This is a genomic window from Hominimerdicola alba (genome assembly GCF_900112155.1).
GTDB classification, from domain to species: Bacteria; Bacillota; Clostridia; order Oscillospirales; family Ruminococcaceae; genus Hominimerdicola; species Hominimerdicola alba_D.
The window spans coordinates 1-14,416 of sequence record NZ_FOKQ01000033.1 but is presented as its reverse complement, the minus strand read 5'-3'; the positions used below and the strand labels follow the sequence as shown (position 1 = coordinate 14,416).

The 14,416-nt window shown below is 45.5% G+C and carries 13 protein-coding genes and 1 pseudogene; 13 read left to right on the top strand and 1 reads right to left on the bottom strand.

Features of this window, described 5'->3' with window-relative positions; genetic code table 11:
* The first annotated feature begins 520 nt into the window (after positions 1 to 520).
* The 9 genes from BM265_RS15165 (at position 521) to BM265_RS15125 (ending at position 10,888) form a co-directional block, all read left to right on the top strand.
* A complete protein-coding gene (locus BM265_RS15165; RefSeq protein WP_074962852.1) occupies positions 521 to 1,531 on the top strand; it encodes a LacI family DNA-binding transcriptional regulator in 1,011 nt (336 codons plus the stop codon).
* 67 nt (positions 1,532 to 1,598) lie between these two features.
* Positions 1,599 to 2,984 (top strand): ABC transporter substrate-binding protein, encoded by a 1,386-nt coding sequence (locus BM265_RS15160; RefSeq protein ID WP_074962851.1) that lies wholly within the window; start codon positions 1,599 to 1,601, stop codon positions 2,982 to 2,984.
* 132 nt (positions 2,985 to 3,116) lie between these two features.
* Positions 3,117 to 4,040, top strand: coding sequence for a carbohydrate ABC transporter permease (locus BM265_RS15155; RefSeq protein WP_074962850.1), 924 nt, complete (start codon positions 3,117 to 3,119; stop codon positions 4,038 to 4,040).
* A 2-nt stretch (positions 4,041 to 4,042) separates the two neighbouring features.
* Positions 4,043 to 4,918: a carbohydrate ABC transporter permease gene (locus BM265_RS15150; protein WP_081358487.1), complete on the top strand. Its 876-nt coding sequence runs from the start codon at positions 4,043 to 4,045 to the stop codon at positions 4,916 to 4,918.
* A 276-nt stretch (positions 4,919 to 5,194) separates the two neighbouring features.
* Positions 5,195 to 5,578 (top strand): hypothetical protein, encoded by a 384-nt coding sequence (locus tag BM265_RS15145; protein WP_074962849.1) that lies wholly within the window; start codon positions 5,195 to 5,197, stop codon positions 5,576 to 5,578.
* 117 nt (positions 5,579 to 5,695) lie between these two features.
* Entirely contained in the window at positions 5,696 to 7,276 is a 1,581-nt protein-coding gene (locus BM265_RS15140) for an MBL fold metallo-hydrolase RNA specificity domain-containing protein (protein WP_074962848.1), read from the top strand.
* A 28-nt stretch (positions 7,277 to 7,304) separates the two neighbouring features.
* Positions 7,305 to 7,955: a hypothetical protein gene (locus BM265_RS15135; protein WP_074962847.1), complete on the top strand. Its 651-nt coding sequence runs from the start codon at positions 7,305 to 7,307 to the stop codon at positions 7,953 to 7,955.
* A 38-nt stretch (positions 7,956 to 7,993) separates the two neighbouring features.
* Positions 7,994 to 8,281 carry a hypothetical protein gene (locus BM265_RS15130; RefSeq protein WP_074962846.1) on the top strand — a complete coding sequence of 96 codons (288 nt, stop codon included), beginning with the start codon at positions 7,994 to 7,996 and terminating at the stop codon, positions 8,279 to 8,281.
* 198 nt (positions 8,282 to 8,479) lie between these two features.
* The gene (locus BM265_RS15125) at positions 8,480 to 10,888 is read left to right on the top strand and encodes a glycogen/starch/alpha-glucan phosphorylase (RefSeq protein WP_074962845.1); all 2,409 of its coding nucleotides are present in this window, start codon (positions 8,480 to 8,482) and stop codon (positions 10,886 to 10,888) included.
* A gap of 249 nt (positions 10,889 to 11,137) precedes the next feature.
* On the opposite strand, the gene BM265_RS15120 is transcribed toward BM265_RS15125, so the two are convergent.
* Entirely contained in the window at positions 11,138 to 11,599 is a 462-nt protein-coding gene (locus tag BM265_RS15120) for a DUF4830 domain-containing protein (RefSeq protein ID WP_074962844.1), read from the bottom strand.
* Positions 11,600 to 12,125: 526 nt separating this feature from the next.
* Here BM265_RS15120 and BM265_RS15115 point away from each other — a divergent pair.
* From BM265_RS15115 to BM265_RS15100, 4 genes and pseudogenes are all read left to right on the top strand, one after another.
* Positions 12,126 to 12,863: a nucleotide-binding protein gene (locus BM265_RS15115; RefSeq protein WP_074833990.1), complete on the top strand. Its 738-nt coding sequence runs from the start codon at positions 12,126 to 12,128 to the stop codon at positions 12,861 to 12,863.
* Between the two features lie 35 nt (positions 12,864 to 12,898).
* On the top strand, positions 12,899 to 13,309 hold the full coding sequence (mgsA, locus tag BM265_RS15110) for a methylglyoxal synthase (RefSeq protein WP_074833992.1): 411 nt from the start codon (positions 12,899 to 12,901) through the stop codon (positions 13,307 to 13,309).
* Between the two features lie 78 nt (positions 13,310 to 13,387).
* Positions 13,388 to 13,984 carry a YdcF family protein gene (locus BM265_RS15105; protein ID WP_074962843.1) on the top strand — a complete coding sequence of 199 codons (597 nt, stop codon included), beginning with the start codon at positions 13,388 to 13,390 and terminating at the stop codon, positions 13,982 to 13,984.
* 220 nt (positions 13,985 to 14,204) lie between these two features.
* Positions 14,205 to 14,416: pseudogene (locus BM265_RS15100) on the top strand (IS110 family transposase); the annotation flags it as partial.

Here is a 14,416-nt window from a genome sequence, read left to right as displayed (position 1 = left end):
TATACCGTAGGTGGTCGGTAATTTTACTATAAAAAATCAAAATACTATATGTAGTATGAACAAAGATGTTTAAAGGCACACTTTTAGTGGGTAAATAAACTGGAAATATGCACAAAGGGTGAAATACAAGGTCTATAAACACCCGAAAACGTTTTAAAAAACCAACGGTCAGTTTTTTTAGTACATAATTTCGTACACGTGGTGGAATTTTTATAAAAGTCTGTAACATTTTATGTAAATTTTGTACACTCATTATTGCGCACGTTGCTCTATTTACAGAAATTGACAGCTAATCGGTTACAGAATGATTACAGAGTTAACACTCGAGTTTGCATTGTGCACAAAAGCGGTATCTCTCGTTTGTCTATTGCTACATAATTTATTACATCGGGCAGAAAAATTTGAAAAAGCACTTGAAATTTGAACGAAAATATAGTATATTTCTTTATGGCGGAAACGTTTGAGAATAAAGAATGGTCGAACGCGTAAACGTTTAACCAACAGAAAGGCGGAAACATCATTGGTATCATTAAAAGATATTTCCGTGCGCTGCGGCGTTTCGGTCGCTACGGTCAGCAAGGCGCTGAACGGACATAAGGACGTCAGTGAGGCGACGAGGGAAAGGCTGCTGAAAGCTGCTAAGGAGATGGGATATTTTCCAAACTCCCAGGCGCGGGCGCTGAAAACCAACAGGACACTGAATCTCGGTGTTATGTTCTCGGATGAAGCGGGAAGCGGTCTTACACACGAATTCTTTGCAAAGGTGCTCAACAGTTTCAAAACTGAGGCTGAGTCGGCAGGATATGACATCACATTTATAAACAAGAATGTGGGACGTCAGAAAATGTCAACCTATGAGCATTGCAAGTACCGTAATGTTGACGGCGTGGTGATTGCTTGTACCGATTTCACTACTCAGGATGTGTACGAGGTCATAAACGGTGATATACCTGTGGTGACCATCGACCATATATTTGACTGCCGCACAGCGATAATGTCAAATAATGAGAAGGGGATCGAGGAGCTTGTGAATTATGTGGCAGATATGGGTCACAAACGCATAGCTTATATACAGGGAAACAAATCAGCCGTTGCGGACAGAAGACTTGCGGGCTTCTGCAAGGCTTGTATGAACAAAGGGATAGAAGTTGATCCTGCGCTGCTGCTTGCGGGGGACTACCACAATCCCGAGAAGACATACGAGATGACCAAGGAGCTTATTGCGATGAGCGACAGACCCACCTGTATTTTTATGCCTGACGATTATTCGTCAATGGGCGGGTTCAATGCCATCAAGGATTCGGGACTGTCAGTACCGGAGGATATCTCGGTAGTAGGATATGACGGGATTGCATATTCACAGCTGCTCACACCAAAGCTCACGACCTATTTACAGGATACAGCTACGATAGGTGCTGAAGCTGCAAGACAGCTGATATCGCTGATCGAAAATCCACAGACCACCTTTACGGAGGTCATAACAGTTGACGGACACCTGATTGAGGGTTCGTCGGTAAAAAAATTAATTTAAGGCATTAATCGTGGCGCAATGCTGCGAAACAATAATATGATAATGCAAAATAAGGAGGAAATTTATCATGGCAAATCTTAAGAAGTTACTCGCTGGCGCTATGGCACTCTGCATGGCAGGCGCAATGTTCGCATCTTGCGGCAAAGATGGCGAAGGCGGCAGCAAGAAGCAGGTGAAGAGTTCTGACGCTTCTGCTAACACAATCAGAATCTACACTTGGAACGACGAGTTCAAGAGCAGACTGAGAAACTACTATCCTGAGTACGACAAGGATAAGTCCGGCTTCAGTGTAGACGCTGACGGCAACGAGGTTGTAGGCGAGCACGAGTACCTGAAGGACGGCAAGGAGATCGTTTGGGTTACAACTCCTTCTGCTGATAACGCATATCAGAACAAGCTGGATACTGATCTCGAGGCTCAGGCTAAGAGCAGCGAAAAGATCGATATGTTCCTGGTAGAGGCTGACTACGCTCTGAAGTATGTTAACGGACCTTATGCAATGCCTATCAGCGATCTGGGCATCACTGATGCAGATCTGGCTGACCAGTATCAGTACACCAAGGATATCGTTACAAGCTCTGACGGCGTTCTGAAGGGTGTTTCCTGGCAGGCAACTCCCGGTCTGTTCGCTTTCAGAAGAGATATAGCTAAGGAAGTTCTGGGCACAGATGATCCTAACGAGGTTCAGGCAGCTATCTCTGACTGGGATAAGTTCAACGCAGTAGCAGCTCAGATGAAGGACAAGGGTTACTTCATGCTGTCCGGTTACGATGATTCTTACAGAACCTTCTCTAACAATGTTAGCCAGCCTTGGGTTGACGACAGCAAGAACATCGTTATAGATGACAACCTGATGAAGTGGGTTGACCAGACTAAGGAGTACACCGATAAGGGTTACAACAACGGTACTTCTCTGTGGGCTGACCAGTGGAGTGCTGACCAGTCTGCTGACGGTAAGGTATTCGGCTTCTTCTACTCCACATGGGGCATCAACTTCACACTGGCAGGCAATGCTAAGAGCAATGATCTGTACTACGTTTGCCCCGGTCCTCAGGCTTACTACTGGGGCGGTACATGGATCTGTGCAGCTGAAGGCACCGACAACAAGGAAACTGTTGCTGACATCATGAAGAGCCTGACCTGCAACAAGGATATCATGCTCCAGATCACAAAGGATACTCAGGACTACACCAACAACAAGGCAGGCATGGAAGAGCTCGCTGCTGACTTCAGCTCTGAATTCCTCGGCGGTCAGAACCACATTGCTCTGTTCGTTGATGCAGCACCCAAGATAGATGCTTCTAAGATCGGTCCTTACGATCAGGGTCTGAACGAGGCATTCCAGGCTGCATTCAAGGATTACTTCACCGGCACTGTATCTAAGGATGAAGCTCTTGCTAACTTCTATACAAAGGCTAAGGAGAAGTATCCTGATCTGAACACTCCTGCATAATCAGAGAGAACTAAGGTCTAAATAGCCAAAAAATTAAACAGCTGAAACGGGGACGGTAAAACCCGCCCCCGTTTTTCGGCTTAAATTTATATTTCAGCAAAATAAAAAAAGCAGTTTTAGAGGGTGCATTTAATGAAACATAAGTCAATCAGCTATGCAAAATGGGGCTACATTTTTGTTATCCCTTTTTTTGCTGTGTTTATTGTTTTTAACCTTTTCCCCCTGCTGTCGACATTCAAGAATTCTCTGTTCGAGTTCTATAAATCCAACGGTGTTACTTTTGGACCAAACTGGATAGGACTTCAGAATTATTCGAAACTGTTCTCGGCAGAGGTAAACGTTGGAAAGTATTTCATGAATACTTTCATTATCTGGCTCATGGGCTTTATCCCCCAGATATTCTTCTCTCTCCTGTTCGCTTCATGGTTCACTGACCTGAGAATGAAGCTCAAGACAGGCGCATACAAGATCATATTCTATCTGCCTAACGTTATCATGGCAGCTGCAATGGGTATGCTGTTCTTCACAATGTTTGACCAGAGCGGTCCTATGACCAACATGCTCAAGCCTTTTACAGGCGGCGTTCCCTACAAGTTCTTTGAGAATGTATGGTCACAGAGAACTATCATCGCGCTCATCAACTTCATGATGTGGTACGGTAATACTACCATCATGCTGATGGCTGCGATCAACGGTGTAGATCCTTCACTGTATGAATCTGCACAGATCGACGGTGCTAACCCGTCACAGACTTTCTGGAACATCACTATTCCTCTTATAAGACCTATCCTTGTTTATGTGCTTATCACATCTCTCATCGGTGGTCTTCAGATGTACGACGTTCCTCAGATCATCACCAGAAACGGTGACGCTGTAAACAGAACATCTATGACTATGATCATGTATCTCCAGTATCAGATGAACATCGGTAAAAACTACGGCTATGCCGGTGCAATATCCGTTATACTGTTTATAGTTGCAGCAGCTCTCTCTATGTTGGTATTCTACATCAATTCCGATAAGGATGAGAGAAGACGTAAGAAGGGAGTGAAGTAACAATGGCAGCACCTATCGATGCAGTAGGACAGATGAGTAACTCTAGGGCATTGCTCATCAGAAGAGTAATATCATATGTTGTATTGACAATATTTGCAATTATATCGCTGTTTCCGTTCTTTATTCTTCTTATCAACATGACTCGTGAATCAGCAGATATCCAGCAGGGATTTTCTCCTCTGCCGGGTACATATTTAATTAAGAACTTCAAATCTGTTATGAACAAGCCTGACTGGGCTATGCTCGCAGCTCTGAGAAACTCGTTTATCATATCCGCAAGCTGTGCATTCTTATCTTCATATTTTTCAGCACTCACAGCTTATGCTATACACGTATATGATTTCAAGCTCAAGAAGTTCCTGTTCACATTTATCCTTATGATAATGATGGTACCTACACAGGTATCTGCACTTGGTTTCGTTCAGATGATGAATGATTGGAATCTCACCAATAATTTCATTCCTCTGATCATTCCTTCGATCGCTGCTCCTGCTACTTTCTTCTTCATGAAGCAATACATGGACAGCGCACTGCCCCTTGAAATAGTTGAGGCAGCTCGTATAGACGGTTGTGGTGAGTACAGAACATTCAACTCTCTGGTAACACCTATTCTGAAGCCTGCATTCGCAGTTCAGGGTATATTCATTTTCGTATCCAGCTGGAACAACTTCTTTATACCTGCTCTGATACTCGATAAGCCCGAGCTGAGAACTCTGCCTCTGGTTATCAACCTTATCAGATCGGCAGACTATACCAAGTTTGATATGGGTGCGGTTTACATGGCAGTTGGTATCTCTATCATACCTGTTGCGATCGTATATCTCGTACTTTCCAAGTTCATTATCCGTGGTATCGCACTCGGTGCCGTTAAGGGTTAATTGTTACAGTAAGCTTATTAGTTGCTTATCATATTAATTTCGGGAAGCCGCCGTACTGCAATTTCGCAGTATGGCGGTTTTTCGATTATTTGCTATAAAGCATTATTAACACGGTATGTGTCGAATATTATAAATATATAAACTAATCATTGATTTTTTGTTAGAAGTGTGGTATGATATAAATATGATCGCAATATGGGATATCTATGCAGAAGAGGGCAAAGACTGACGATAATTATTCTTATTCTGAGTATACTATTATAATAGGAGGTAATCATGGACGAGCTTATCATGACTATCAATGTTACAACATACGAAGGATACACCGTCAAGGGCGGCAGGATGAATGTGTACATGGTGCCTTTCACTGCTGAGGCTATGGGAGAATATTTCAAAGGCGCCACCGAATTCAGGAGCTATGATACTCAGCGGGAGGACGAGAGCGGGTTCTTTCTTTCGGCGAGGTATATCCTCAGGGGAAAGGACTTTAACGGCAGAAAGTGCAGTATCTTTATTGAAAACAACAGTACTGAACATGGGATAATCCCTACCATATGTACCGATAGCCCTGAACTTGCATTTCTGGAATCTTCCGACCTGTATTCTCTTCTGGAATCGGAGGGGAATAAAGTTACCGTGCGGATATACTCGAAAAAATAGGTCTTATGTACATTGTATATCAGAGAATTTACTCTCGCCGCTCTTTACATTTACAAAGAAATATGCTATAATATAAGCAGATTAAACAAAAATCAACGCTGAAATGAGGGCTGTATTATGAAAATAACATTCATCGGTGCAAATCACGAGGTCACAGGAAGCTGTACCTATGTTGAAGTCGGGGAGAAGAAATTCCTTGTTGACTTTGGTATGGAACAGGGTACAGACCTGTATGAGAATGCTAAGGTACCATGTTCGCCCTCGGCTGTTGACTTTGTGCTGCTGACCCATGCGCATATCGACCATTCGGGACTTCTTCCGCTGCTGTATGCGGGGGGATTCTCGGGGGATATACACGCAACCAAGGCGACCTGCAATCTTTGTGCCATAATGCTACGTGATTCGGCGCATATACAGGAATTTGAAGCTGAGTGGCGCAGCCGTAAGGGCAGACGTAAGGGTCAGGACGATGTTGAGCCTTTGTATACTCTGGCGGATGCTGAGGGTGCTATATCGAAGCTGACACCTCATCCTTACGGGGAAATTATTGAGATATGTGAGGGCGTAAAGGTAAGGTTCACTGATGCGGGACATCTGCTGGGTTCTTCAAGTATCGAGATGTGGCTTACAGAGGGCGACGAGACAAGAAAGATAGTATTCTCGGGTGATATCGGAAACCTTGACCAGCCTCTTATCCGCGACCCACAGTACATCGACGGTGCTGATTACGCGGTTATGGAATCCACCTACGGCAACCGCAGGCATGAGAAAGTCACTAACTATGTGGAGCACCTTGCCGAGATGATACAGCGCACCTTTGATCGCGGCGGTAATGTGGTGATACCATCATTCGCTGTGGGTAGAACTCAGGAACTGCTGTATTTCATAAGGCAGATAAAGGAACAGGGAATGGTGAAGAACCACGCGGATTTCCCTGTGTATGTGGATTCTCCCCTTGCGATAGAAGCTACAAGGGTCTTTATGGAAAACAAGGAGAACTGTTTTGATACAGAAGCTCTGGAATATGTTGAAAAGGGCATAAATCCCATAACTTTCCCGAACCTGAATATCGCTGTCACAAGTGACGAATCAAGAATGATAAATTTCAATAAAACGCCGAAGATCATCATTTCTGCCAGCGGTATGTGCGAAGCGGGTCGAATAAAGCATCACCTGAAGCACAACCTGTGGCACAAGGAATGTCTGGTGCTTTTTGTGGGATATCAGGCTAACAATACTCTGGGCAGAAGCCTTGTTGAGGGCGCTAAGACTGTCAAGCTTTTCGGTGAAGAGATAAACGTTGCCGCTGAGATTAGGACGCTTCCGGGTATAAGCGGTCATGCAGATATCGATGGTCTTGATAAGTGGATAGATTCGATGGAGCGCCCTAAGACCGTGTTTATAAACCACGGCGAGGACGCTGTGATGGAGGAATACAAACGTCATCTGGAGGAAAAGGGCTATAATGCCCAGACACCTTTCAGCGGCGCTGAGTGCGACCTTATCACGGGTGTATTCACTCAGGCTGAACCCATAAAGGTTGTCAGAAAAACTGCGCCAAGCACAGGTTATCAGCGGCTTTGTGCATCCCTGGACAGACTTTCTGCACTGGTGGCTTCAAGCAAGGGTCTCACCAACAAGGATCTTGCAAAGCTTACGGACAGCATAAACAATCTGTGTGCCAAGTGGGAAGACTGATATATTATAATAGTATAGTCGGTAGGATATGAAGTTTGAAAATGTGTATTTTATAACAGGCACGGCTTATGCGGGCAAATCCACCATGGTTAAGATGCTGGCTGAGAAGCACGGCGGTATTGAGTGCGGCGAGAATTATCACGATGCACTTCTGCCTGAACTGGACAAAGAAGACTTCCCGTGCCTGACATATACCCGCGACCTTGTGGACTGGCGGGATTTCGTGGTGCGGACACCCGACGAGTATGAGCGCTGGGTGGATGGGGTATCAAAGGAATGTGAGATACTTGAACTGCGGATACTGGAGGGTATTGCGGACAAGGGCAGACCTGTATTCGTGGATACTAATATAAGCCTTGAAACTCTGGGGAAGATAACCGACAGACAGCACGTGCTTATAATGCTGGCAGAACCATATATATCTGTCAGCAGGTTCTTTGACCGCCCCGACAGGGAAAAGCAGTTTCTCTATCAGCTTTTGATGGCTGAGAAAGAACCCGAAAAGGCGCTGGAGAATTTCAGGAAGTGCCTGATGCGGATAAATTCACCCGAGCGGAACGAACGCTTTGCAAATTCGGGATTTACGGTGATACGCAGGGACGAAAACAGAACTCCCGCGGAGACCCTTGAACTTGTTGAAAAAGCTTTCGGGCTTGATAAGGAACATTTTTCTCGGTAAACGAGTAATATATTCAGAGAAATAACAGGAGGACTATCATGGATTTCAGACTTACGGTCAAACAGAAGGTAAGCAACGTTGAATTCGGTGAGGCGGATATCGTCAAGGCGGCGGGCGCTGAGGGAAAGTTTGAAGCACAGGCTCTGCCTTTCGCCAAGACTGCCTGCAACGGATTTATCCGCAGTTGGGCTGAGGGTGTGGGCGTTACCCTTGCTACTCAGAAGGACTGGGTGAAGAACATAAAGACAGGCGCTATGGAGAAAACGGTCACTGTACGTGACGGCGGCAAGCCCCTGACCTATGTTTTCGTGCTGGAAACTGTCTGACGGTCATTATTAAAAGAATAAACAATAGCGGATATATTTTTCTTGCAATTCGCATAAAGTTAATAAATAAAACGTTTAAGTTGTTGTAATTATTTCAAAAGTATGTTATAATTAACTAGACGAATATATTTTGGGGGCATCGGCGGGGTAAAGTCGGATGGTGCCGTGTTTCCCTATCATATCAGGAGGAATGATAAAATGGCAAAAAAAGCTGAGAAGATTATGTCAAAGGAAGAACTGAAAAAGCAGTTCATCGAGATACTGCACAACGATTTTCAGACCATTCCCGATGAGGCGACAGACAAGCAGGTATACGAGGCACTGTCGAAGATAGTTGTCGGCATACTGAAGACCAAGAGAAGACACTTCACAATGGCTACACAGTCTGCGGGCAAGAAGAAGGTGTACTATCTTTCCATGGAGTTCCTGATGGGACGTTCGCTGAAAACTTCTCTTTACAATCTGGAAATGAACAACCAGGCAAGAGATATGCTCAAAGACCTGGGTATCTCCATAAACGGAATATACGAGCAGGAGCCCGACGCAGGTCTGGGCAACGGCGGTCTCGGCAGACTTGCTGCCTGCTATCTGGATGCACTGGCTGCTGACGGCTACCATGCAACCGGATACTCTATATGCTACGAGTACGGCATCTTCAAGCAGAAGCTGGAAGACGGCTGGCAGACCGAGCTTCCCGATAACTGGCTGCCCGGCGGTTCTGTATGGCTGGTGCCTTCGCCTACAAAGGCTATCGAGGTACGTTTTGACGGCGAGCTGAAAGAGTACTGGGACAATCAGTATCACTGCGTAACTCACGAGAACTATACTTCCGTTATGGCTGTGCCTTATGACCTGTATGTATCGGGTTACGGCAGTGAGGCAGTATCCAAGCTGAGACTGTGGAAAGCTGAGATGGCTTCCTTTGATATGCCTTTCTTCAACAAGGGCGATTACGCTAAGGCGCTGAGCAAGAACATCATGTCGCAGGCTATCACAAAAGTTCTTTATCCCAACGACAACCATGCAGAGGGCAAGAGCCTGAGACTGAGACAGCAGTACTTCCTGTGTGCGGCTTCCATCGGTGATATCGTACATCAGCATATGGCTGTTTACGGCACACTTGATAATCTTCATGAAAAGGTAGCTATACACATCAACGATACTCACCCCACACTTGCTATCCCCGAACTGATGAGGATACTCCTGGACGACTGCGGATACAGCTGGGATAAGTCGTGGCATATCGTTACCAACACATTCGCATACACAAACCACACCGTTATGCCCGAGGCTCTGGAGAAGTGGGACTGCAATCTGCTGAAGAGCGTCTGCCCCAGAATATTCTCCATAATCATCGAGATAAACGAGAGATACTGCCGCGACCTGTGGGAGAGATACCGTGACGAAGCAAAGTGCGGTCATATGTCCATAGTTGAAAACAACAAGGTCAAGATGGCTACACTGTGCGTTCACGCATCACACAGCGTAAACGGAGTTGCTAAGATACATTCCGAGATAATCAAGAAAGAAACTTTCAAGGACGAATATCTTGATACTCCTACAAAGTTCAAGAACGTTACCAACGGTATCGCTTACAGAAGATGGCTGTACCAGTCCAACGAGGGTCTGACTGAACTGCTGAGAGAGAAGATCGGCGACGGCTTCCTGAAAAAAGCTTCCGATCTCAGCAAGCTGGCTGTATTCAAGAACGATGAGAAAGTTCTTAACAGACTGGCTGAGATAAAGAAGGAGAACAAGGAGAGATTCGCGAAGTACGTAAAGAGCCAGTACGGCGCTGTGCTGAACACGGATTCCATATTCGATGTACAGGTAAAGAGACTTCACGAGTACAAGCGTCAGCAGCTGAATGCGCTGAACATCATCGCGCAGTACAACTATCTCAAGGCTAATCCCAACGCTGATTTCGTGCCCAAGACCTACATCTTTGCGGCTAAGGCAGCACCCGGATACTACATGGCTAAGCAGATAATCAAGCTGATATGGAATATCTCCCAGGAGCTGAAAAAGAACGACAAGCTGAGAGAAAAGCTGAATGTTATCTTCCTTGAAGACTACAACGTTTCCCTTTCAGAGATACTGATGCCCGCAGCTGATATCTCTGAACAGATATCCCTTGCAGGTACCGAAGCAAGCGGTACGGGCAACATGAAGCTGATGATAAACGGCGCAGTTACTCTGGGTACAATGGATGGCGCAAATGTTGAGATACACGAGCAGGTAGGCGATGACAACATCATCATCTTCGGTATGAACGTTGACGAAGTAAACGCTTGCAAGGCGGGTTACAGACCTATCGAGATATACAACAAGAACCAGATAGTTAAGCAGGCTATCGATACTATACAGTACGGTGTGAACGGAGTACAGTTCCCCGAGATAGCTGACACCCTGAAAAACACCGATACCTATATGGCACTGAAGGACTTCGACAGCTATCAGCAGGCACAGAAGTTTGCCAGCGAGTGTTACGCTGACAAGATGAAGTGGCAGAGAATGAGCCTTGCAAACATCGCAGGCGCAGGTATCTTCTCCGCTGACCGCTCCGTTGAAGAATACGCTAAGGACATCTGGGGACTCACCAAGTAATTCAGCCCTCGGGCGGGCAGCTCAATTCCGCCTATTATAAGGTCGCTATGAACGATGGTTTAGTGTAACGGCGGGTCAAAGTATTGCTATAAAGAAAAAAATTAAAATTGCGCTTATCGCGAATTAGCGGTAAGCGCACTTTCTTATGTACTCAAATATTCAGGGCAGAAAACTGGCGTGCAATACGAACTGACAATAGCAAGACACACCCGCGCCCCCTGACAAAAATTATGAATTATGAATTGTGAATTATGAATTAAAGCGAAGCCCCTGCATGAAGCCGTCGGAGGCGGTGGAGCTGACATCGCCGCCTATCAGCTGACCGTCGCTGACCATCAGGTGGCAGAGTATACATTCCTCTTTTTCGTGATCGGGGTAGTTGAGAACTTTGTAGGTGTAGACCTGCACCTGCATACCCTTGTAGGCTGTGAGGTCGAAGCCCTGCTGTTTCTGGAGCTTGTTGTAGCTTGTATAGACATCGCTCCATTCTTCGGGGATGAGCACGGTCTTGACTTCGTCGAACTTTTCTGGGACTTCCCAGCCCATCTCGTGCAGAAAATGCTGACGCTTTGTTTCGCTGTCAAGCTCGCGGATATTGTTTCGGCCTTTCAGCCCGAAAAACAGAAGCAGTGCCAGCACCGCCGCGGCAATGGTAAGTATCACCGTCAGCCAGACTTTTGGACGTTTAACTTTTACTGTGTGTATGAACATAGTTGTATCCTCCCTGAAATCCATTTGATAAATAATATGCCGCGGGATGCTAAAATAGACTTGCTGTTTTTCTGCCGAATTGGTAAGACAAAAGTTCAGTTTTGAAAGGGAATTTCTGAACTCTATTGCGCTGATAACAGTACAAATTTTGCCAGAAAATGTTAAAACAATTATCAGAAAACAATTCATGATTAGTATATAAGGTCGGAAATCTGCCGCAAATTGACGGCTCAATGTTGTGCAAGATAGCTAAAAATTTATAGGGGTATTAATGTGAAATCACGATTTTAAGCTTTTTTATACGAATTGCTTTGACAATTACAAAATATGTGGTAAAATATATATTAGGTAACACCGACTTTGGTTATGTTTTTCTCAACTATCTGTTTTGCTGACAGATAATTGCGGAAAAGATGGGTATGGTTATTTTATTTAATCAAAGTCAATAGGGTGAAGGATTCCGCGCGGGCGGAGAGAGATCAATGATACCGCCGTGAAAGCGCATTTATGAAAGGAGTAATAGACTATGTCTAAAATCATTGCAGTTACGTCAGGTAAGGGTGGAACGGGAAAGTCCTCCATCAGTGCTTGTCTGGGATATGCATTGGCTAAGCAGGGCAACAGAACTCTGATAATTGAGCTGGACTTCGGTCTGAGATGCATGGACATCATGCTCGGTATGCAGGGTAATATCACCTACGATCTGGGCGATGTACTGGAGGGCACCTGTGATGTATACAAGGCTACCACCACAGTCAAGCTGGCATCGAACCTGAGCGTACTGTGCGCACCTTCCGATCCTTTTGTACAGCTTAAAGCGGAGGACATAGAGAAGATCACACATGAGATGAGAAAGTATTTTGAATACATCATCATAGATACCTCGGCAGGTATCAACGGTTCGGTATTTGATATAGTTACCAATTCCGACCTGATACTGATAGTAACAACTCCCGACCCTGTTTGTGTAAGAGATGCACAGATGATGTCCGACGAGTTCTACAAGAGAGGAAATCAGAAGCAGAGACTTGTGATAAACAAGGCAAGCAAGAGAATATTCGAGTTTGAGGATATGGACGACCTTGACGCGATAATCGATACCGTAGGAGTACAGCTGTTGGGCGTTATCCCTGAGGATTCCGCGATACCGCTGGCTACCGGCAAGGGCGCTCCGCTTTCGTCCAGCTCCATGGGCTTTGTAGCTTTCTCAGCGATCTCGAGAAGGATCAAGGGCGAGCATATTCCGATTCAGATCAAGATGTGACCTTAACCAACGACTAAAAACTGGGGGGATTTTCTTTGAATATAGCACTCATCGCGCATGATACCAAGAAGGAACTTATGGTGCAGTTCTGCATAGCGTACTGCGGTATACTTAGCAAGCACAGACTTTGTGCAACAGGCACAACAGGCAAGATAGTTGCTGAGGCAACTGGTCTTTCGATACAGCGCTACATGGGCGGTTCGCAGGGCGGCGATCAGCAGATCGCAGCAAGGATCTCATGTAATGAGATAGACCTTCTGCTGTTCTTCCGTGACCCTATCTCCGCGAAGCCTCATGAGCCCAACGAGATGAATCTGCTTAGACTCTGCGATGTTCACAACATACCTGTTGCGACAAACATCGCTACGGCAGAAGCACTTATACACTCTCTTGAGAGGGGCGACCTTGACTGGAGAGATATTGTCAATCCGACTACACAGAACTAGGATAGATAACATTATCGGCAAACGCTCTGTTTGCCGATTTTTTGTGTGATACGGAACAGTATGAGCAAAGGAGTGGCTATGAAACTTTCCGAACTGCTGAAAGATGATTCCACGGAGGAGAACATCCAAAGGCTGTTATACAGCGGGCTGGACTATGACGGAAGCTCGGCGGGGGCGATAATGGTGCTGGGCAGCAGGAAAGCCTGTGATTACCGTGTGCCTGAGGCTGCACGTCTTTACAGCGAAGGCAGAGCCCCTGTGATGCTCCTGAGCGGGGGCAAGGTGCAGGAGACCTCACTGGGAGAGATGCCCGAGTGGGAGAGCATGGAGAGGGCAGCTGTTACCCTTGGCGTGCCGCGGGAGAAAATCATCACCGAGAGAGAATCGATGAATACTGCGGACAACTTCATGTATTCCGAAGTCCTGCTGAGAGAAATCCTGCCCGAGGGCGGAAAAATCATACTTGTGACCACGGCTTATCACATGAGACGGGCGCTTCTTATGGCTAATAAAATGCTTCCGAAGTATGGATTTATACCCTGTCCCGTGCAAAAAGGGTCGGCGACAAAAGAAAATTGGTATAAAACCGAAAAAGGTCGGCTGACAGTACTTGACGAATGGCGAAAATTAAGTTATTATATAAGGGTAGGTATTTTTGAGGATACTGAGATATGACGGAGGTCACGGATATGAAGAATGTATTCACAGAGCCCTGGGGAAGTCAGCCGCGACATTGATGCTGATTTTGAAACTCACAGGTAAACGGCTCATAAAATAATGGAGCTTCCTGTAACCAAACAAATCAAGGGGTTGCAAAAAAGAACACCTCAGTGTAGAATGTAAATACTGACGATGCGAAAGTTAGTAATACAAACTACAGAAAGGTGTCCTCTATATGTATTATACACAAAATGAAAAGATTTTGCAAGTAGGAGAAGAAAAAATAATTGTCGGGATCGATGTAGGCAGCGAAAAGCACTATGCCAGAGCATTTGACTGGAGAGGGATGGAGTATTCAAAGAAGGCCTATGTGTTCACAAATGACGCAGAAGGATTCGCAGGCTTTTTTGAATGGATCACCGGGATCATGGAAAAGAGCGGAAAAGA

Coding starts and splice junctions, on each gene's coding strand:
- BM265_RS15125 (WP_074962845.1), top strand. CDS start 8,480: ATGGCAAAAAAAGCTGAGAAGATTATGTCAAAGGAAGAACTGAAAAAG.
- BM265_RS15130 (WP_074962846.1), top strand. CDS start 7,994: ATGGATTTCAGACTTACGGTCAAACAGAAGGTAAGCAACGTTGAATTC.
- BM265_RS15140 (WP_074962848.1), top strand. CDS start 5,696: ATGAAAATAACATTCATCGGTGCAAATCACGAGGTCACAGGAAGCTGT.
- BM265_RS15105 (WP_074962843.1), top strand. CDS start 13,388: ATGAAACTTTCCGAACTGCTGAAAGATGATTCCACGGAGGAGAACATC.
- BM265_RS15155 (WP_074962850.1), top strand. CDS start 3,117: ATGAAACATAAGTCAATCAGCTATGCAAAATGGGGCTACATTTTTGTT.
- BM265_RS15115 (WP_074833990.1), top strand. CDS start 12,126: ATGTCTAAAATCATTGCAGTTACGTCAGGTAAGGGTGGAACGGGAAAG.
- BM265_RS15150 (WP_081358487.1), top strand. CDS start 4,043: ATGGCAGCACCTATCGATGCAGTAGGACAGATGAGTAACTCTAGGGCA.
- BM265_RS15120 (WP_074962844.1), bottom strand. CDS start 11,599: ATGTTCATACACACAGTAAAAGTTAAACGTCCAAAAGTCTGGCTGACG.
- BM265_RS15145 (WP_074962849.1), top strand. CDS start 5,195: ATGGACGAGCTTATCATGACTATCAATGTTACAACATACGAAGGATAC.
- BM265_RS15135 (WP_074962847.1), top strand. CDS start 7,305: ATGAAGTTTGAAAATGTGTATTTTATAACAGGCACGGCTTATGCGGGC.
- BM265_RS15160 (WP_074962851.1), top strand. CDS start 1,599: ATGGCAAATCTTAAGAAGTTACTCGCTGGCGCTATGGCACTCTGCATG.